The sequence below is a fragment of the Pseudomonas tumuqii genome (assembly GCF_013184545.1).
Classification (GTDB): Bacteria; Pseudomonadota; Gammaproteobacteria; order Pseudomonadales; family Pseudomonadaceae; genus Aquipseudomonas; species Aquipseudomonas tumuqii.
Window position 1 is genome coordinate 241,122 of sequence record NZ_JAAOJA010000008.1, and the last position, 18,602, is coordinate 259,723.

Genomic DNA, 18,602 nt, shown 5'->3' on the forward strand with positions numbered 1-18,602 from the left:
AGCGTGGCCTGCACGCCCTCAGGCGCTGGCTTTGACGGCCTGCTGCGGGTTGGGATGGAAGAACACGTGCTCGATGATCGGCCCAACCGCCACTTCACCGATTTCTTCGTAGCCATGGCGCTTGTAGAAGTCCAGGTAATGCGGATTGCCGGTGTCCAGCACCACGCCGAGTGAATCCGCATCCTCGGCGCACCAGTTGTGCAGGGCTCCGAGCAACTGCTCACCGAGGTGCTTGCCCTGGAACTCGGGGTGAACACCAAGCAATGGCAGCACGTGGTAAGGCCCGGGCGGCAGGCAGGCGAGGATGGCATCGTGGTAGGCCAGATAACGTTTGGTACAGCGAAAGCCGGTGGTCAGCAGCATGCGCATGCGCCAGTTCCAGCTCTCGGTGATATCCAGGCGACGCTGCGGAGGTGCGATCAGCGCCATGCCGATCAGGCGGTCATCGATCAGCAGACCAATCGCCGGCAGCTCCTCGTTGAAGTGTTGTTGCACCAACTCCCGCACGGTGGCGCGCACGCGCTGGTCATAACCAGGGCGTTCGGCCTCGAACAGGTAAGAAAAGGTCGGCTCATGGCGATAGGCGTGGTACAGCAGCGAGCGCGCTTCGCGGGCATAACCGCTATCAAGCATACGGACTTCGGCAGGACTGTTCGGCATAGGGTGCGACCTCTGGCTTTCGTTGATCTACTTGGCCTGTAGCCACCCTAGCACCGCAACCCGGCGACAGCCAGAACTGGCCGTACGGTCGCCGGATCGGCTAGCATCGCAACTCTGCTACAACGACCCCAGGACTTGCCGCCCATGAAGATCGTCTCCTTCAATATCAACGGCCTGCGTGCGCGCCCACATCAATTGGCGGCCTTGATCGAGAAACACCAGCCGGACGTGATCGGCTTGCAGGAAACCAAAGTCGCCGACGAGCAGTTCCCCGAAGCGGAAATTCGCAACCTCGGCTACCACGTGCATTACCACGGCCAGAAAGGCCACTACGGCGTTGCCCTGCTCTCGCGCCAGGAGCCGTTGGCGCTGCAGAAGGGCTTCCCCGACGATGGCGAGGACAGCCAACGGCGCTTTATCTATGGCACCTTCGCCGACGCGCAGGGCAACCCGGTGACCGTGATGAACGGTTATTTCCCGCAAGGCGAAAGCCGTGACCACCCGATCAAGTTCCCCGCCAAGCAGCGCTTCTATGCCGACCTGCAGCAGCTATTGCACAAGCACTTCCAGCCAGAGCAGGCGCTGGTGGTGATGGGCGATATCAATATTTCGCCGGAAGACTGCGACATCGGCATTGGCGAAGAGAATCGCAAGCGCTGGCTCAGAACCGGCAAATGCAGCTTTCTGCCGGAAGAGCGCGAATGGCTGGCCAGCCTGAAGAACTGGGGCCTGGTCGACAGCTTCCGCCAGCTCTACCCCACGGTGAACGATCGCTTCAGCTGGTTCGACTACCGCAGCCGGGGTTTCGAGGACGACCCCAAGCGCGGCCTGCGTATCGATGTGATCCTGGCCTCGCCGCCTCTGCAATCGCGCTTCAAGGATGCAGGCATCGATTACGAGCTACGCGGCATGGAAAAGCCCTCGGACCATGCACCGATCTGGCTGGAACTGAGCTGAACTGAGAGGCGGTGCAATAGCTCTCGCCTGCTGCGGCTGCCGCCAAACGCCCTAGGCTCCGCCCCATTCCCTCGAGTAATCCGTAGGGTGTACTCGCCGCAGGCAGTGCACCTTTGGTTCGCCGGCGCGGCACATAAAGCTGGCGGGCTGTCGCTGCGCGCCGCACGGATCGCCGCGAGGCCAACACCCCGTTGTCATATTCCAGTCATCTGTTGGTCTTATCGTCGCGGCACCTTCAATTGCCTTATAAGGTGCCTACCGCATGCCGCGCGCCCTGCCTGCTTGTAATCAGCCTACCTGGAGCAGTACCTGCGCCGGCCTGTTGCTCGGTTTCTTCTGCTATGCCCTGCCCTGGTCGGTATTCGCTGCCCTGCCGATCCCTGCTGACAACGGCAGCGCCCTGCATATCCAGGGCTCCAACACCATCGGTGCCACCCTTGGCCCTGCGCTGGTCAGGGGCTTGCTCGAAGAACAGGGCCTGCGCGCGATCCGCATCGAAGCCGGCGCCGCCGACAACGAACAGAAGATCATCGGCAGCGACAGCGACGGTCGCCGTGTGACCATCGAAGTCGCCGCCCATGGCTCCGGCACCGGTTTCACTGCCTTGCAGGACGGCAGCGCCGACCTCGCCGCTTCCTCGCGACCGATCAAGGCCAGTGAAGCCAGCGCCCTGGCGGCCTTGGGCGATCTGCAAAGCCGGGATGCCGAGCAAGTCATAGCCATCGATGGCTTGGCGATCATCCTGCACCCGAGCAATCCACTCGGCGCGTTGCGCATCGACCAGTTGGCGCAGATATTCTCTGGCGAGTTGCAGGACTGGGCGCAACTGGGCGGCAAGACCGGACCGATCACGCTGTACGCCCGCGATGACAATTCGGGCACCTACGATACCTTCAAGGAACTGGTACTGGCTGCCCATGGCACAACCCTGGCGGCCAGCGCGCGGCGCTTCGAATCAAGCGAAGCACTGTCCGACGCGGTCAGCCAAGACCCCCACGGCATCGGTTTTATCGGCCTGCCCTACATTCGCCAGGCCAAAGCCGTGGCCATCGCTGCCGGCGAGTCGCAGGCGATGCTGCCCAGCGCGACCCTGATCGCGACCGAGGACTATCCATTGTCACGGCGGCTGTTTCTCTACAACCAGCCGGACTCGCCCAACCCCTGGGCCAAGGCGCTGGTCGCTTTTGCCCACAGTCCGCGCGGTCAGGCCATAGTCGCGCACAGCGGTTTTATCGCGCAGACCGTGCAAGCGATAACAGTCGCCCCGGACAGCGCCATGCCAGAGACCTATCAGGCCCTGGCCCGTGAGGCGCAACGCCTGTCGTTGAACTTCCGCTTCCAGCAAGGCAGTGCGGTGCTGGATAACAAGGCCCAGCGCGACCTCGAACGGCTAGTCAGCTACCTGACAGCGCAGGACAAGCTGCAGCGCAAAGTGGTGCTGGTGGGTTTCGGCGACGCCAAGGCCGATCCGGTCAGGGCCGAGTTGCTGTCCAAACTGCGGGCCATGGCCGTACGCCGCGAACTGGCCCGGCACGGAGTGATCTTGCGCCAGGTAACCGGGCTCGGCGATGAGCTGCCGGTAGCCGCCAACAATGCCGATGACGGACGACTCAAGAACCGCCGCGTCGAGGTCTGGGTGTATTAACGCCGGCTGGCAATAGAGCGTTCATGCCCGAGGAAATATAGGCGCGGCGGGGGGCACCTAGCCCATGCCCGCGAAGCTTGTGCGTCGGCTGCCCTGGCGGGCATGGCCCGCTCCTACGCCAGTCGAGTGATGCTCGCCGGCCGCTTGCAGGCGGCGCTCACAGCTTCTAGCCTAAGTTCTATGTGACACCGGGCCCCTCTGGCGGTGAGTTGCTCACCGTGATGTCGGAGTCACTAAGTTGGTTCTCAACTTAGGCCGATTGCAGGGAGGGCTCATGAACGCTCTGCAGGCTTTGTTTACCGGCCCCTTTCTTGGCACGCCTGCCTGGTTCTGGTTGGCCTTTATCTCCATTGTCCTGGCGCTTCTGGTATTCGACCTCGGTGTACTCCACCGCGACCAGCATGAGATTGAAATGCGCGAGAGCTTGCTGCTGTACAGCGGCTACTTCAGCGTGGGCCTGCTGTTCGGCGCCTGGATCTGGTGGCAACTCGGGGCGAGCAAGGCACTGGAGTTCTACACCGGCTTTCTGGTCGAGCAATCGCTGTCGATGGACAACGTGTTCGTCATGGCGATGATTCTCGGTTTCTTCGGCATTCCTCGGCGCTACCAGCATCGGGTATTGTTCTGGGGCATCCTCGGGGTCATCGTGCTGCGCGCGATCATGATCGGCCTGGGCACGGCGCTGGTGCAGCAGTTCGACTGGATTCTCTACGTATTCGGCGCCTTTCTGCTGCTGACCGGGATCAAGATGCTGTTCAGCCGTGAAGTCCGGCACCCGGACCTGGCACAGAACCCCGCGCTGAAATTCCTGCGCCGGCATATCCGGGTCACCGATGAGCTGCATGAGGGGCGCTTTCTTGTCCGCCTGCGCGACCCGGCCAGCGACAGGCTGCGGCGTTACGCCACCCCGCTGCTGCTGGCACTGGTGCTGATCGAGCTGGCTGACCTGATATTTGCGGTAGACAGCGTGCCCGCGGTATTTGCCATCACTCAGGACCCGTTTATCGTCTATACCTCGAACATCTTCGCGATCCTCGGCTTGCGCTCGCTGTACTTCGCCCTGGCTGCGCTGATGCACCGCTTTATCTACCTGAAATACGCGCTGGCGTTGGTGCTGATCTTTATCGGCGGAAAGATTTTCCTGCACGGGCTCATTGGCAAGATTCCCGCAGTGGTCTCACTTGGCGTAACCTTCTGCCTACTGGCAGGCGGGGTGCTGCTTTCCCTATTGAAGACTCGCAACAAGTTGCTATGAGGGGCGCGGGATGGATGTACGAATCGAGAACCTGCAACGTCAGGGCCGCACGCTCTGGCAAGTGCGCATGGGCCCTCGCGGCGTAACCTTTCATGAGGAACTGGCGGCGCGCACCTTTGCCGCCCAACTGCATCAACGCCTGCTCTGGTTGCGCGAACTCGCCGAGTGCGAATCCGGCGATCGGCAGCCGCGCTGAAGCGCAGAGCAAGCAACGGCTGAACGACAGGCCGCGGGCGCTCACTGCATACCCTTGAGGCACTCGCTCAAGGGTCGCGGGTACTCGACGCCGTAGCCTTGTACATAGTCAACGCCCAACTCGGCCAGACACTCACGGATACCGACGGTTTCGACGTACTCGGCAATCGTTTTGCGGCCCAGCAAATGCGCGATCTCATTGATCGACTTGACCATCGCCAGATCACTTGGCGAGCGTTCGATCTCCCTGACGAAACTGCCGTCGATCTTGACGAAGTCCACGGGCAGCCGCTTGAGATACTCGTAGGAGGAAAAACCGGTGCCAAAATCGTCGATGGCGAATGTGCAGCCCAAACGTTGCAGGTAACGCACCAGGTCGGCGGTTTTGGTCAGGTTGGCCACCGCGGCGGTTTCGGTGATTTCGAAACGGATTCGCTCCGGCGGCACCGCGTAATCCTCGAACAGGGTTTCGATGAACTGCAGCAGCTTGTCGTCATTCAGGCTGCTGCCGGACAGATTGATCGATACCCCGCTTGAGCATGTCCAGAAGTTCGGGTGTTGCGCCAGCTCGGTGAACACCCGCTTGAGTACCCAGCGGTCGACCTTGGTCATGCGGTCATAGCGCTCGGAGGCGGTAATGAAGTCGAGCAGAGTGACTTCATTCTCCATGACCAACAACACTTCATAATGTGGCAACTGGTCGTGCAAGCCTCTGGCAGGGGCAATTTGCTGCACGCGCAGACTGAGTTCGCCGCGTTCGATGATGTCGTCCACCTGCCCGGCTATGGCCATCAGTCCGGTGTGCACGCCATCGATCTCATCGGTGTAGGTGTGCACACAGTTGCGCCCCGACTCCTTCGCGGTGGCGCATGCCGTTTGCAGATCGCGAAACAGATTGACCACATCGTGGCGCTCGCTCATCAGCACGATCCCGACACTCATGGTGGCCGTGTGCGAACGTCCCTCCCACTCGAATACATTGGCCTCGGTAGCCGCCCGCAGGCGTTCGGCCAGTTGGCCGGCCTGGAGTTCATCCGGCTGGGTCAGGGCCACGGCGAAATCCGCCCCGCCGATGCGCGCCAAGGTCGCCGTCTCGGGCAACTGGGCTGCCAGCAACTCGGCAATCTGCTTGAGGTAGGCGTCGGCGGCCACATGGCCTAAACGGGAGTTCAGCAGACCGAACTGGTCGATATGCCCATAGATGAAGGCATTCTTCTGCTGGGACGCCAGGGCCTGGGCGATCGCCGTCTCGAAACTGCGGCGATTGAGCAAGCCGGTGAGCTCGTCGTGGCTGCGCGCATGGGCGATATCGCGGTACAGATTGCCGACGATATCCTCCAGGTGTTTCTGAATCACGCCAACACCATGCGGTTCGGGTTCCGAGGCCCCCAGCCAGCCGGAGGCGAATCTGGCGATCAATTCGTCGCTGGTGAGGCTGCCGGCTTCGCGACCCTGGCGGTCCACCAGGATGTAGTGATCGGTGAGCGAGTTGGCCCAGACCAACTGCAGGTACTGACCACTCTGGGTCACCAACCAGTCGCCGGCGCTGAGTTGCTGCACCCGCTCCCGCCAGCGTTGCTGGTCAGGCGAGTAACGCGGTGCGGGCGGCGTCGCCGCGGGAGACGGCAAGTCGACCAGTTCGACCGGCTGATCGCCGACCAGCTGTTCGTGCAATTGCTTGAGCACCGGGGTATGGCGGAACTGTCCGGGCAGGAAACTCTCCATGCGCTTGCGCAGCAGCTCCAGCACCGGTTCGGTCTCGAACGCCCGCTCGACCCGGCTGGCGCTGTAACCCCAGGCATTCGCGTCGGCCTGCAACCAGCCGTTGAGCTGGCGCAACACGGCCAGGTCATCGAGCCATTCAAAGCTCTCTTCGCCCTGGCGGATCAGCTCGTGCACCAATAATTCGCGCCAGCCGATGTCCAGCCAGTCGAGCAGTACCTGTGGTGCCCGCTGGCCGAACAGTTTCGACAGCTCACGCCCGACATGCTGCCTGGCTTGCTCAAGCACATCTCGCCCACGGATGTACTGGCGCACGCGATCGGCGTTATTGCTGTAGGCGCGCTGTTGCACCGCCAGCAGTTGCTCAAGCTCCTGGTCGCAGCGCATGAACACGCTGCTGTCACCGCTGTAGTCGGCGACGATGCCGTCGATCAACTGCTGGACGCGGTCCTCGAGAATCGGGTTGGGTGGCTCGGAAAAATCACAGAGCCGCATCATCTTGTCCAGGGTGGCGCGGACTGGATGGGTCGAGTCGGCGAAGGCGGCGGGGTCGAGCATGGAGGCCTGAACGACCGGGACCATGAGCCGGCGCAGGGCCGGTTTGACATTGCTGGCAATCGCCGTTTCCTGCTCGATGTGCTGGAACAGCTCGGCCACCACCCCGGCATCTGCACTCTGCCGTGGCGACAGCACGGCGCCAGCCTCGCCCAGCTCCTGCAGAAACGTATCCGGCGACCAGCCTTGCTCAGGTGGAGTGAGTTGCTGCAGCTTGCCCAGCGCAGCCTGCAGCAAGGAGGCGTCCGCGGCGGCCTCGACAGCGGCACTCCCGCCCTCGGCCGTAGCGGCGCCGGTCGTGGAATCCGCGCCTACCGCGCGCAAATGCTCGATTGCCCGGTAAGGCGCATCCGGCGCGGCGCTGGGCGGCGTGCGGCGGCGTTCCTGAGCGGGGAGCACCACCGGATCGATAAGCGGCTCTATCTTGAAACGCTCGAAAACCTTGTCCAGCTGCTCGAAGTAGACCTTCAGGTCACTGGCGAGCACCTGCGCCGCGGCGGCGTAGAACAGTTCGCGGACCAGGGGCAACTGCTCGCGCAGCTGCAATTGTGCCTGCAGCGTGCGCACCATGAACTCCAGCGACAGCGGGCTTTCCCGATCTTTCGCTTGCGCTCCGGTGGCTGTATTCAACTTGGCGCAACTGCGCCATTCCAGGACACCCAAGGGTTCGCGCAACTGGCGCACCAAACGGCGCGCCTCGAGCATCTCCTCCACTTCGCCATCATCGACCAGTTGCCACTGGCTGGCGTCCGTCGGTGCCTGCGCCTGCGCGATGATGCCGGCTGGCAGCAAGGCTCGAATGGCCTTGACCGTTTCGGCGATGGCCCGTTGGCGCAGCGTTATGCACCGGCGCAGGAAATCCTCGCAGCCCTGGGCCTCCTTGTTGCTGCGCGCCAACAGGCGCTGTTCATTCAAGGTCTGAATGGTGGCGTCGATCACCCCTTCCAGACAGTGGGGCAGATAAGTGCCGACAGTCTGTCCCAAGGCATCCATCACTGGCGACTGCTGCTGCGTCTGCATCCCGCCTCCCTCTCGCCTGTATTTATTCCAGGTGCGACAGGCTCCCGCTGCCGCAGATGAACTATAGACGTCAGGATTGGATTCGGCTGGCGCCTCGCTGCATTTCAGGCGCTCTTCGGTTATGCCGCAAGCGGCGCAAGTCGCCGCGCGCAGACACAGTGCAGTCGCAGCAACGACAAGGCCCGCCTGGTTGGCGGGCCTTGTCGTTGGCTTTGCAGCCTCGGGGGCCGCTGCGGCGCGGTTACTTCGCCATGTACTTGCCGATCTCGAACTTGCCGATCGCCGCGCGGTGCACTTCGTCCGGGCCATCGGCCAGGCGCAGGGTACGCTGCATGGCGTACCAGTAAGCCAGCGGGAAGTCGTTGGAGACCCCGGCACCACCGTGGATCTGGATCGCGCGGTCGATCACCTTGAGCGCGACGTTCGGCGCCACCACCTTGATCTGGGCGATTTCGCTGGCGGCGATCTTGTTGCCGACAGTGTCCATCATGTAGGCCGCATTCAGGGTCAACAGGCGCGCCATGTTGATCTCCATGCGCGAGTCGGCGATGTGGTCGATGTTGCCGCCCAGGCGTGCCAGCGGCCTGCCGAACGCGGTACGGCTGATCGAACGCTCGCACATCAGCTTCAGCGCGCGCTCGGCCATGCCGATCGAACGCATGCAGTGGTGGATACGGCCAGGGCCGAGGCGGCCCTGGGCGATCTCGAAGCCGCGGCCTTCACCGAGCAGCACGTTCTCGTAGGGCACCCGAACGTTCTCGAACAACACTTCGGCGTGACCATGGGGCGCGTCGTCGTAGCCGAATACCGGCAATGGACGCAACATCTTCACCCCGGGGGCGTCCATCGGCACCAGGATCATCGAGTGCTGCTGGTGGCGCGGCGCGTCGGGATTGGTCAGGCCCATGAAGATCATGACCTTGCAGCGCGGGTCGCAGGCGCCGGAGGTCCACCACTTGCGCCCGTTGATCACCCACTCGTCACCCTCGCGCACGGCGCGGGCTTCCATGTTGGTGGCATCGGATGAGGCCACGCCCGGCTCGGTCATGGCGAAGGCCGAACGGATCTCGCCGGCCAGCAGCGGCTTGAGCCATTGCTCCTTCTGCGCCTCGTTGGCGTAGCGCACCAGCACTTCCATGTTGCCGGTATCCGGCGCGGCGCAGTTGAACGGCTCGGCACCGATCAGCGAGCTGCCCATGATTTCCGCGAGCGGTGCGTATTCGGTGTTAGTCAGACCGGCGCCCAGCTCCGACTCCGGCAGGAACAGGTTCCACAAGCCTTCGGCTTTGGCCTTGGCTTTCAGCTCTTCCATGATCGCGGTCGGCTGCCAGCGGTCGCCTTGATTGACCTGCTGTTCGAAAACGGCCTCGGCCGGATAGACGTGAGTCTCCATGAACGCGGTGACGCGCTCACGCAGCTGCTGAACCTTGGGGGAGTAGGCGAAATCCATGGGAGCTACCTTCTGCGGGCTAATTTGGTGAGGTGTTCGATCTGAAAATGATGCTAGAACAGGGCCTAAAATTTATCTAACCTATTCTCAGCGTGTATAAACATTCATCACCGATATATGATTCACTAATACCGACAACCCTCGGAGCGAGCGCGGAATGAATCTGAACAAGGTCGACCTCAACCTCTTTATCGTCTTCGATGCCATCTACACCGAGGCCAATCTGACCCGCGCCGGGCAGATCGTCGGCATCACCCAGCCCGCCGTGTCCAATGCCCTCGCCCGCCTGCGCGAGACCTTCAACGACCCCTTGTTCGTGCGCACCGCCCAGGGCATGGTGCCCACGCCAATGGCGCAGAACATCATCGGCCCGGTGCGCAGCGCCTTGCAGCAACTGCGCATCTCGGTGCAGGAAAGCCGCATCTTCAATCCGGCCCAGGCCAACAAGACCTACCGCATCAGCATGACCGACCTCACCGAAGCGGTGGTTCTGCCCTCCTTGTTCCAACGCCTGCGCCGCCTGGCGCCAAATGTCAGCCTGGAAAGCATGCTCGCCCGCCGGCGCGACACCACCAAGGAGCTGGCCGCCGGCCGGCTCGACTTCGCCGTCGATGCGCCGCTCAACACCGACCCCCAGGTACGTCACGTCAAGATGATGGAAGACCGCTACGTCTGCGCCATGCGCAGGGGGCATCCGCTGGCCAAGGACAAGATCAGCCTGGACGAATACCTGTCGCTGACCCATATCCAGATTTCCAGCCGCCGCAGCGGCCTCGGCTATATCGACCTGTCGCTGGGCAAGATGGGCCTGAAACGCCGAGTCGCCCTGCGCTCGCAGCATTACCTGATGGCCTCCACCGTGCTGCAGAACACCGACATGGTCATCACCGTGCCGGAGCGCTTCGCCCGGCGTAACGATCTGCACTACATGGAGCTGCCGGTCAACGACGTGCCGGCCCTGGAAACTCATCTGTACTGGCACGAGAGCACCGACCAGGATCCGGCCAACCGCTGGATGCGCGAGCAGATCATCGAGATCTGTCAGCACGTCATCGCCCAGGAAAAGAAACTCGAGAAGGCCGCGTCCTAGTCCGCGTCGCCGGGGCGGGCCCCGGCGGATGGTCACAGAACCAGCAGATTTCGCACTTTTTTGTCATTTCCGCGATGGCCCCCACACGGCCTGCTAGGCAAGTACTTCGCCCTGGCCTATGGTTCAGCCATAGAGGCCGCCCCGGTGTAAGGAATGCTGCATGCGCTGTCTGCTCCTGGCTTGTGTGTTGCTTTGCAACCTTGTCTTTGCCGACGAGATTCTGATTGTCGGCAACAATTATTCGATACCCAAGATCTACGCCGAAGGCGATCAACCCCAGGGCATGCTGGTGGATATTCTGCGCTACGCCGCTGCGGCCATGCCTGAGCACCAGCTCAACCTGCACCTCTACCCCTGGATCCGTGCCTACAAGATGGCCGAGAGCGGCCAGGCCGGCATCATCGGCCTGAGCTGGACCACGGAACGCCAACAACTCTTCGACTACTCTGAGCCGCTGTTCTACGACGAGGTGGTGATCGTGGTGCGCCATGACGACAACCTGATCTTCAACCGCATCGAAGATCTCAAGGGCCGGCGCATCGGCCTGGGTGCCGGCGGCAGCTTCGGCGATGAGTTCGAACAGGCGCGCAGGCAGGGAGTGTTCCAGGTCGATGAGGACAATGGTCCGGTCCCGCGGCTGAAGAAACTCCTGGCCAAACGCATCGACGTGGCCCTGATCAATCCAGGCACCGCCGGGTTGCACCGGGCCATCGCTCTGGACCCGGAACTGTCGCGGCGCGCCGCGGAATTCCAGGTGCTGGCGCAGCCGCTCAAGCGCGACGCCAACTACCTGGGCTTTCACAAGCGCCTGGAGATGGGCGACTTTCTCGCCAAATTCAACCAGCATATCCGCCGCGGTTATGCCAATGGCGACATCCCGCGCCTGCTGGCCCGCTACCAACTGCCATAGGGTGCGCCGTGTGCACCAGGCGGCCTTGAGGACACCACCGTCGAATGGTTGCGTTCAAGCGCTGTCGCGCAGCACCAGTTCGAAGCCCACGTCGATGCAGTGCGCGGCTGGCTGTTCGCCGCGCATCAGGGTCAGCAGCATTTCCCCGGCCAACTGGCCGATGCGCCCGCGAATGGTGCGCACCGTGGTCAGCGCCGGATGCACCCAGGCGGCGGCCGGCAGGTCGTTGAAGCCGGCGATGGCCAGGCGTTGCGGCACCGCCAGATCGAGCTGGCGAGCGCGGAACAGCGCGCCCAGAGCCAGGTCGTCGTTGTTGAAGAACACCGCGTCTATCTCCGGATGCTGGAGCAACAGGCGGTCGAGCAGATTGGCGCCCAGGCCGATGGAGGACAGTTCCGGGGTGAGCAGTTCCAGGTTCGGGTTGTAACGACCGTGGGCCTGCATGCACTGGCGATAGCCCTCGGCACGCTGCAGGGTGCGCGGGTCGAGCTGGGCGGCGGCGAAGGCGATATGCCGGTAGCCGCGCTCGATCAGCGCGTTGGTCATGGTCGCGCCGGCATCCAGTTGCGAGAAGCCGACGCAGTATTCGTCCTCGGCATCGCTCAACTCCATCATGGTGACGATGGGGCCGCGGCAACCGCCAAGAATCTCCCGCGCCGTGTCGCTGCGCTCGAAGCCGGTGAGCAACAGGCCGGCCGGCTGATGCGCCAGGTAGGAGCGCAGCAGACGCTCATCTTCCTCGGGCCGGTAGTGGCTGACGCCGATCATCATCTCGAAACCGGCGGGCATCAGCACCCCCTGGATCGCCTCGACGGTGTCGACGAATACCGAGTTGGACAGCGACGGAATCAGCACCGCCACCAGGTTCGACTTGGAACTGGCCAGCGCCCGTGCCGCCGGATTCGCCACGTAGCCCAGCGCCTTGGCCGCCTGCATGACCTGTGCGCGCAGTGCATCGGAAACCCGTTCCGGTTGCGACAACGCGCGCGAGGCGGACATCAGCGAGCAGCCGGCGGCCTTGGCCACGTCGGACAGGGTGACGCGTTCGGCGGAGCGGCGACGACGTGGGCTCATGACGGTTCCATCGGCAAAGTGTGGGCGATTCTAGCAGGCGCGACGGTCAGCCCGACATCAGCCAGCTGACCGCCATGGGCTTGCCTATTCCGGCACCTTGGCCAGCTCGGCCTGCACCTGGTCGAACAGCGGCTGGCCAACCGTGTCGATCACCTGCTGGATCGCCGGCTGGGCCTGCTCACGCATGCGCTGCACCTCGGCGTCGCTGATCTGGTTGACCTGCATGCCGTTTTCCTTGAGCTGCGCCAGGGCCTTGGCCGCTTCTGCGCGGGTGTCCTGACGCTCGAAGTCGCGGGCCTTCTTCGCCGCGTCCAGGATGATGCCCTGCTCGGTCTGCGACAGGCCGTCCCACCAGCGCTTGGACGCGGTGACGATCCACGGGCTGTAGACGTGGTTGGTCACGGTCAGGTACTTCTGCACCTCGAAGAACTTCGACGAGAGGATGGTGTTGAAGGGGTTTTCCTGGCCATCCACCGCCTTGGTCTCCAGCGCGGTGAACAGCTCGGAGAACGGCAGCGGCACGGCGTTGGCGCCCATCAGCTTGAAGGTCTCGAGAAACACCGGGTTGGGCATCACGCGCAGCTTGATCCCGGAGAAGTCTTCCAGCTTGGTGATCGGCCGGGTGTTGTTGGTCATGTTGCGGAAACCGTTCTCCCAGTAGACCAGGCCGACCAGGCCCTTCTCTTCCAGCTTGTCCATCACCTGGCGCCCGACCGGGCCATCCAGCACCGCATCGGCCTGCTGCTCGCGGGTGAACAGGAACGGCGTATCCCACACCGCCATTTCCTTGGTGATGCCGACCAGGGTGGCGGTGGAACCGACCATCATTTCCTGGGCGCCGCCGATCAGCGCGCTCTGCATCTGGTCGTCCGAGCCCAGGCTGGCCGCGGCATAGGTGCGCATCTTCAATTTGCCTTCGGAGGCCTTGGCGACTTCCTCGGCGAACAGCTTGGCCGCCCGGCCCTGGTTGCTCTGTTCGTTGAGTCCGTAGCCGAAGCGGATCATCCGCGAACGGACTTCATCGGCCTGGACGGTGAGCGTGGCCAGCGGACTGAACAGCATGGCTGCAGCCAGAACGGTAATCAGTGGACGTTTCATCAGCGAGTGCCTCTTATTGTTGTGAGAAGTAGAACGACGGTTTTTGTGCAACCTACAACAAGCTGCCCGGCAGCGTGCCGCCGGACGTGGAAAACAACGGATTCAGCGCAACCATGTCAACGGCACCGTGACGATGGCCGGGAAGGCAACCAGCAACGCGACTATGCCCAGGTAGATGTAGAAGAACGGCATCACCCCGCGCACCAGGATTTCCATGCGCAGCCTGCCGATACCGCCGACCACGTTGAGCACCGTGCCCACCGGCGGGGTGATCAGGCCGATGGAGCCGATCAGCACGAACATCACACCGAAATACACCGGGTCGATGCCGGCCTTGATCGCGATGGGCGCCAGTACCGGCGCCAGGATCAGGATGGTCGGCGTCAGGTCGAGGACCATGCCCACCGCAATCATCAGCAGCATGATCGCCAGCATCAGCAGATGCGGATGGTCGAGCAGCGGCCCGAGCATGACGCCGATTTCCTCGGGCAGCTGGGCCAGGGTCACCATATAGGCCGACACCGTGGCCGCGGCGCAGAGGAACATCACCGAGGCGGTGGTGCGGCTGGCGCGGGTCAGGGTCTCGCTCAGCGCCGCCCAGCTCAGTTCGCGATACAGCAGGGTCGACACCGCCAGGGCGTAGACCGCCGCCACCACCGCCGCTTCGGTCGGGGTGAAGATGCCGAAGCGCAGGCCGCCGACGATGATCACCGGCAGCATCAGCGCCGCGGCGCCATCCACCAGCACATGGCGGCGTTCGGCCTTGCTCGCCTTGGGCGGCGTCGGCTCGGTGAAGCCGCGGGCGATCAGGGTCCAGGCGAAGACCAGGCCGACGCCCATGATCAGGCCCGGCACCAGGCCGGCCATGAACAGCTGACTGATCGAGGTATTGGTCACCACGCCATAGATCACGAAGGGCATCGACGGCGGAATGATCGGCGCGATGATGCCGCCGGCCGCCACCAGGCCGGCCGAGGAATGCAGCGGGTAGCCACGCTGGCGCATCATCGGCAGCAACAGGGTGGCCAGCGCCGCGGTATCGGCCAGGGCCGAGCCGGACATGCTCGCCAGCAACACCGCCGCGGCGATCGCCACATAACCGAGGCCGCCGCGCAGGTGGCCGAAGTAGGCCTGGGCCATGGCGATGATGCGCCTGGAGATGCCGCCGGCGTTCATCAGCTCGCCGGCCAGGATAAAGAAGGGCACGGCCAGCAGCGGAAAGCTGTCGGCGCCGGCGAGCAGGTTCTGCGCCAGCAGTTGGACGTCCCAGAACTGCAGATACCACATCAGCACCGCGCCGGTGAGAATCAGGGCGAAGGCGATGGGCATGCCGAAAGACATGAAACCCAGCAGTGAAGCAAGGAAGACAGCGACGGTCATCAGCGGGTCCTCGGTGGGCAGTGCCCGATCTTGTTATGGAAAGAATGCAACGCGAACAGCCGCTCAGTCGGCCGTGACATTGGCCAGCGCCGCGGTTTGCTCGCGCGGTCGGCGCCAGACGTTGACCAGCTGCACCAGCGCCAGCAGCGCCAGCACCGCCATGCTGGCCAATATCGGCACCATCGCCAGCACCACCGGGTAGCCGACCACCGTGCTGTGGTTACCCCAGCCGTACTGCACCTGGCTCCAGGCCCCCAGGGCCGAGAGCAGACTGGCGCCGATCACCAGCAGCCAGCTGGCCGAGTCGACCAGGCGGCAGACGGCATGGGGAAAACGGTCGCGGATCATGCGAAAGGTCATCAGTTCGCCGCGGCGCATGCTCGAGGCCACACCGACGAACACCAGCCAGACGAAGGCCAGCCGCGACAGCTCCTCGACGCCGGCCCAGCCGGTGCCGAAGGCATAGCGCAGCACGACGTTGATGAATACGGCGGCCACCATGAAGGCCATCAACCCAGCCATCAGACCGTCGGTGAGGCGGTCGAAGAGCTGCGCCAGTCCGCCGCTGTAGATCGGTTCGGCAGTCAGTTGCGGCCCATGGTTAGCGCTATCAAACGGCTGCGCAGAAAGATCCACCTGCGCTTCGATCTCCTCACCCGTGGCATCGCGGCGCACCCAGGCACAAATCTGCGCGACCACCTCGGCGCGGCTCTGCGCGGCGCTGACGCTGAACACATGGGCTTCGCCGTCGGGCGATTCGAGGGTGGTGAACTGGCTGTCGACCAGCGAGATCGGCATGAAATGCCCGGGTCTGGCACCTACCCGTTGCAAGGCGGTAGCCCGATCGATGTCCAGATGAGCGAACTGCAGCCCCGGCACGGCGGCGCGCAGACGCTCGCGGTAGATGCGCTTGAGTGCCGAACAGGCGAGCACGAAGCCCTCCCCCGCGGCCTGCGCAGCCTGCATCTCGACGATCAACGCATCCAGCCAGTGAATCCGGTCGTCATCGGTGAGGGCAGTGCCGGCGCGCATCCGCTCGACGTTAGCCTCGGGATGGAAATGGTCGGCTTCGATATGCCGCCAGGCAAGCTCGCTGGCCACGGCCTGGCTGATCTCGGTCTTGCCGGAGCCACTGACGCCCATGACCACCAGGGTACGGCGTGCCACGGTGACGGCGGGGGCAGGATTGACTGTCTGCATGGGTTCTCCAGGGCACCCATGAGGCGGGGCCGTTTGTTGTTTGAGCCGATGTTAGCGCTAACCAAGGTGTTCGACAAGCCTCCGCCCAGGCAATCGACAAAAAAGCTGCCGAGCGGCGCTTGCGGCAATGGCACGGGTAATGACCTGCCCATTGCACCAAGTCCAGATGAAGACTAGTATTGACGTTAAGTCCACAAGTGGAGACGAGACCATGATTGCTACCGCGCAACGCAACGCGCCAGCCCTCGACCTGGAGTCAACCAAGGCGGGTCAGGTCGCACTGAAGTTCTTCTTCAACCTGATGGACAAGTGGCATTGCTCGGTCGAGGAACAGATGGTGCTGCTGGGTTCGATCGGCCGCAGCACCCTGTACAAATATCGCCAACTGCCGGAGGTGCGCCTGCCCCGCGACACCATGGAACGGGTGTCCTACCTGATGGGCATCCACAAGTCCCTGCGCATCCTGTTCGGCGACAAACCCTCGACCTATGAGTGGGTGAGAAAAGCCAACAGCGAGGCGCCGTTCAACGGCAACAGCGCACTCGAGCTGATGCTCGCCGGCGGCGTGGTCGATCTCGCCGACGTGCGCCGCTACCTCGACGGTGTCAGGGGTTGAGGCAGACCCTGCCCGCCTGGCCGCGGGCCTACCGCCTGGTCTCCAGCGCCTTTCCGCCGATCTCGGTCTTCGAGGATGTGCTGGATGCCGCCGACCTCGAACAGGCCTTCCTGATCGAGGGCCTGACCAATGATCGCCTGCGCGAAGAAGCCGGCCTGCTCGCCCACGTGGCCCCGGAGGACCGGGTCAGCGGCCCCGGCTCGTCACCGCTGATGGCCGCCTTCACCCATGTCGGCGCGATCAGTCGCTTCACCGCGGGCCAGTATGGCGTCTACTACTGTGGCGACAACCTGCACACCGCGGTGGCGGAAACCCGCTACCACCGCGAGCGCTTCCTGCGCGCGACCCATGAGCCAAGCCTGGAACTGACCCTGCGCGCCTACGTCTGCCGGGTGGTCAAGGCGCTGGACGACATTCGCCAGGACCACGAGCACCTGCACGACCCGGATCCGGCCGCCTACCCGATCGCCCAGCGCTTCGCCGCCGAACGGCGCCAGCAGGGCTCCTGGGGCCTGCTGTACCGCAGCGTGCGCCACCCCACGGGCGAATGCGCTGCCCTGTTCCGCCCGCCGGCGGCGAGCATTCCGCACCAGGGCGTGCACTTGCGCTACGTCTGGGATGGCAAGCTGCAGCGGATCACCGACGTCTTCACCCTTAAAACCATCGCCTGAATGCCCGACACTCTGTAGCTCTCCCCGGGCAGCTGCCTGCCTGATACCGCCACTCGACCGGATCCCACCATGCTCAAGAAAAGCGCCAACGCCCTCCTCGCCACCTGGCTAACCGGCTTGATCGTCTTGCTGCCGCTGGCCTTGAGCCTGGCGCTGCTGACTTGGCTGGTCGGTCTGTTGAATCGGGCAATCGGGCCGTCCAGCTATATCGGCCAGGTGTTTGCGGCCATGGGCCAGCCATTCGCCAGCAATGCCTACCTGGCGTACTCCCTGGGTACGGCGGCGCTGCTGGTGGGCATCTATGCCCTGGGCCTGGGCGTGCAGCTCGGGCTGCGCCGCCCGCTGCAATGGCTGACCGACCTGACCCTGCGGCGCATTCCGCTGTTCGGCAAGCTGTACAACCTGGCGGATCGCTTTGTCGCCCTGCTGGAGAAAAAGGAAGGTGCCGACATCAACGCCATGAGCCCCGTCTGGTGCCTGTTCGGTGGTGACGGTGTCGCCGTGCTGGCGCTGATGCCCAACCCCAATCCGATTGATATCGATGGCCGCAGCTATTACGCCGTGCTGGTGCCGACCGCGCCCATCCCCATCGGCGGCGGCCTGCTGTATGTGCCAGTGGAATGGGTCAAGCCAGCCAATATCGGCGTCGACGCCTTCACCAGCATCTATCTATCCATGGGCATCAATCCGCCGCCACAGAGGCCGCGCAAGGACTAGCTAGCAGCCCCCTGCGGCGCATTTGCACGCACGAGACGACCTGGCAGGCGATACGGCCTGCTAGAGACTGCGGGCAATCACCAGCCGTTGCACATCGCTGGTGCCTTCGTAGATCTGGCACACGCGTACGTCGCGGTAGATCCGCTCCAGCGGGAAGTCCTTGAGGTAGCCGTAGCCACCCAGGGTCTGCAGCGCCGCCGAGCAGACCCGCTCGGCCATCTCCGAGGCGAACAGCTTGGCCATCGAGGCCTCGGTCAGGCAGGCCATGCCGGCTTCGCGCAGGCTGGCGGCGTGATGAACCATCTGCCGCGCCACGGCGATCTGGGTGGCCATGTCGGCCAGACGAAAGGCCACTGCCTGGTGCTCGATGATCGGCTTGCCGAAGGT

17 protein-coding genes are annotated in these 18,602 nt (G+C 63.7%); 9 read left to right on the top strand and 8 right to left on the bottom strand.

Annotation, left to right across the window (positions count from 1 at the left end; all coding sequences use genetic code 11):
- Nucleotides 1-18 precede the first annotated feature (18 nt).
- On the bottom strand, nucleotides 19-660 hold the full coding sequence (locus G9C89_RS16225) for a GNAT family N-acetyltransferase (RefSeq protein WP_172149825.1): 642 nt from the start codon (nucleotides 658-660) through the stop codon (nucleotides 19-21).
- A 144-nt stretch (nucleotides 661-804) separates the two neighbouring features.
- Between G9C89_RS16225 and xthA the strand changes: the two genes are divergently transcribed.
- The 4 genes from xthA (at nucleotide 805) to G9C89_RS16245 (ending at nucleotide 4,713) form a co-directional block, all read left to right on the top strand.
- The gene (gene xthA, locus G9C89_RS16230) at nucleotides 805-1,617 is read left to right on the top strand and encodes an exodeoxyribonuclease III (RefSeq protein WP_172149827.1); all 813 of its coding nucleotides are present in this window, start codon (nucleotides 805-807) and stop codon (nucleotides 1,615-1,617) included.
- 262 nt (nucleotides 1,618-1,879) lie between these two features.
- Complete coding sequence (locus G9C89_RS16235; RefSeq protein WP_172149829.1) at nucleotides 1,880-3,262, top strand: substrate-binding domain-containing protein; 1,383 nt, start codon at nucleotides 1,880-1,882, stop codon at nucleotides 3,260-3,262.
- A gap of 274 nt (nucleotides 3,263-3,536) precedes the next feature.
- Complete coding sequence (locus G9C89_RS16240; RefSeq protein ID WP_172149831.1) at nucleotides 3,537-4,517, top strand: TerC family protein; 981 nt, start codon at nucleotides 3,537-3,539, stop codon at nucleotides 4,515-4,517.
- A gap of 10 nt (nucleotides 4,518-4,527) precedes the next feature.
- Nucleotides 4,528-4,713, top strand: a complete 186-nt coding sequence (locus G9C89_RS16245) for a hypothetical protein (protein ID WP_172149833.1) — start codon at nucleotides 4,528-4,530, stop codon at nucleotides 4,711-4,713.
- A 41-nt stretch (nucleotides 4,714-4,754) separates the two neighbouring features.
- Here the strand turns inward: G9C89_RS16245 and G9C89_RS16250 are convergent, their stop codons facing one another.
- Together G9C89_RS16250 and G9C89_RS16255 are read right to left on the bottom strand one after the other, a co-directional pair.
- Nucleotides 4,755-8,009: a DUF1631 family protein gene (locus G9C89_RS16250; protein WP_172149835.1), complete on the bottom strand. Its 3,255-nt coding sequence runs from the start codon at nucleotides 8,007-8,009 to the stop codon at nucleotides 4,755-4,757.
- Nucleotides 8,010-8,250: 241 nt separating this feature from the next.
- Nucleotides 8,251-9,459: an acyl-CoA dehydrogenase gene (locus tag G9C89_RS16255; RefSeq protein ID WP_172149837.1), complete on the bottom strand. Its 1,209-nt coding sequence runs from the start codon at nucleotides 9,457-9,459 to the stop codon at nucleotides 8,251-8,253.
- Nucleotides 9,460-9,616: 157 nt separating this feature from the next.
- On the opposite strand from G9C89_RS16255, the gene G9C89_RS16260 reads away from it, so the two are divergent.
- Nucleotides 9,617-10,549 (top strand): LysR family transcriptional regulator, encoded by a 933-nt coding sequence (locus tag G9C89_RS16260; RefSeq protein ID WP_172149839.1) that lies wholly within the window; start codon nucleotides 9,617-9,619, stop codon nucleotides 10,547-10,549.
- 160 nt (nucleotides 10,550-10,709) lie between these two features.
- Nucleotides 10,710-11,459, top strand: coding sequence for a substrate-binding periplasmic protein (locus G9C89_RS16265; RefSeq protein WP_172149841.1), 750 nt, complete (start codon nucleotides 10,710-10,712; stop codon nucleotides 11,457-11,459).
- A gap of 54 nt (nucleotides 11,460-11,513) precedes the next feature.
- On the opposite strand, the gene G9C89_RS16270 is transcribed toward G9C89_RS16265, so the two are convergent.
- From G9C89_RS16270 to G9C89_RS16285, 4 genes are all read right to left on the bottom strand, one after another.
- On the bottom strand, nucleotides 11,514-12,533 hold the full coding sequence (locus G9C89_RS16270; RefSeq protein ID WP_172149843.1) for an HTH-type transcriptional regulator GntR: 1,020 nt from the start codon (nucleotides 12,531-12,533) through the stop codon (nucleotides 11,514-11,516).
- Nucleotides 12,534-12,617: 84 nt separating this feature from the next.
- On the bottom strand, nucleotides 12,618-13,631 hold the full coding sequence (locus G9C89_RS16275; protein WP_172149845.1) for a TRAP transporter substrate-binding protein: 1,014 nt from the start codon (nucleotides 13,629-13,631) through the stop codon (nucleotides 12,618-12,620).
- Nucleotides 13,632-13,733: 102 nt separating this feature from the next.
- Nucleotides 13,734-15,011: a TRAP transporter large permease subunit gene (locus G9C89_RS16280; protein WP_172149847.1), complete on the bottom strand. Its 1,278-nt coding sequence runs from the start codon at nucleotides 15,009-15,011 to the stop codon at nucleotides 13,734-13,736.
- Nucleotides 15,012-15,074: 63 nt separating this feature from the next.
- Nucleotides 15,075-16,154 carry a gluconokinase, GntK/IdnK-type gene (locus G9C89_RS16285; protein ID WP_172149886.1) on the bottom strand — a complete coding sequence of 360 codons (1,080 nt, stop codon included), beginning with the start codon at nucleotides 16,152-16,154 and terminating at the stop codon, nucleotides 15,075-15,077.
- 268 nt (nucleotides 16,155-16,422) lie between these two features.
- Between G9C89_RS16285 and G9C89_RS16290 the strand changes: the two genes are divergently transcribed.
- The 3 genes from G9C89_RS16290 (at nucleotide 16,423) to G9C89_RS16300 (ending at nucleotide 18,215) form a co-directional block, all read left to right on the top strand.
- Nucleotides 16,423-16,827 carry an MbcA/ParS/Xre antitoxin family protein gene (locus tag G9C89_RS16290; protein WP_172149850.1) on the top strand — a complete coding sequence of 135 codons (405 nt, stop codon included), beginning with the start codon at nucleotides 16,423-16,425 and terminating at the stop codon, nucleotides 16,825-16,827.
- The gene (locus G9C89_RS16295; RefSeq protein WP_172149852.1) at nucleotides 16,824-17,498 is read left to right on the top strand and encodes an RES family NAD+ phosphorylase; all 675 of its coding nucleotides are present in this window, start codon (nucleotides 16,824-16,826) and stop codon (nucleotides 17,496-17,498) included. The genes G9C89_RS16290 and G9C89_RS16295 overlap by 4 nt, the downstream gene beginning before the upstream one ends.
- Nucleotides 17,499-17,567: 69 nt before the next feature.
- A complete protein-coding gene (locus G9C89_RS16300) occupies nucleotides 17,568-18,215 on the top strand; it encodes a DUF502 domain-containing protein (protein WP_172149854.1) in 648 nt (215 codons plus the stop codon).
- A 60-nt stretch (nucleotides 18,216-18,275) separates the two neighbouring features.
- On the opposite strand, the gene G9C89_RS16305 is transcribed toward G9C89_RS16300, so the two are convergent.
- On the bottom strand, nucleotides 18,276-18,602 hold a 327-nt coding region (locus G9C89_RS16305), incomplete at its 5' end, for an acyl-CoA dehydrogenase family protein (RefSeq protein WP_256674230.1).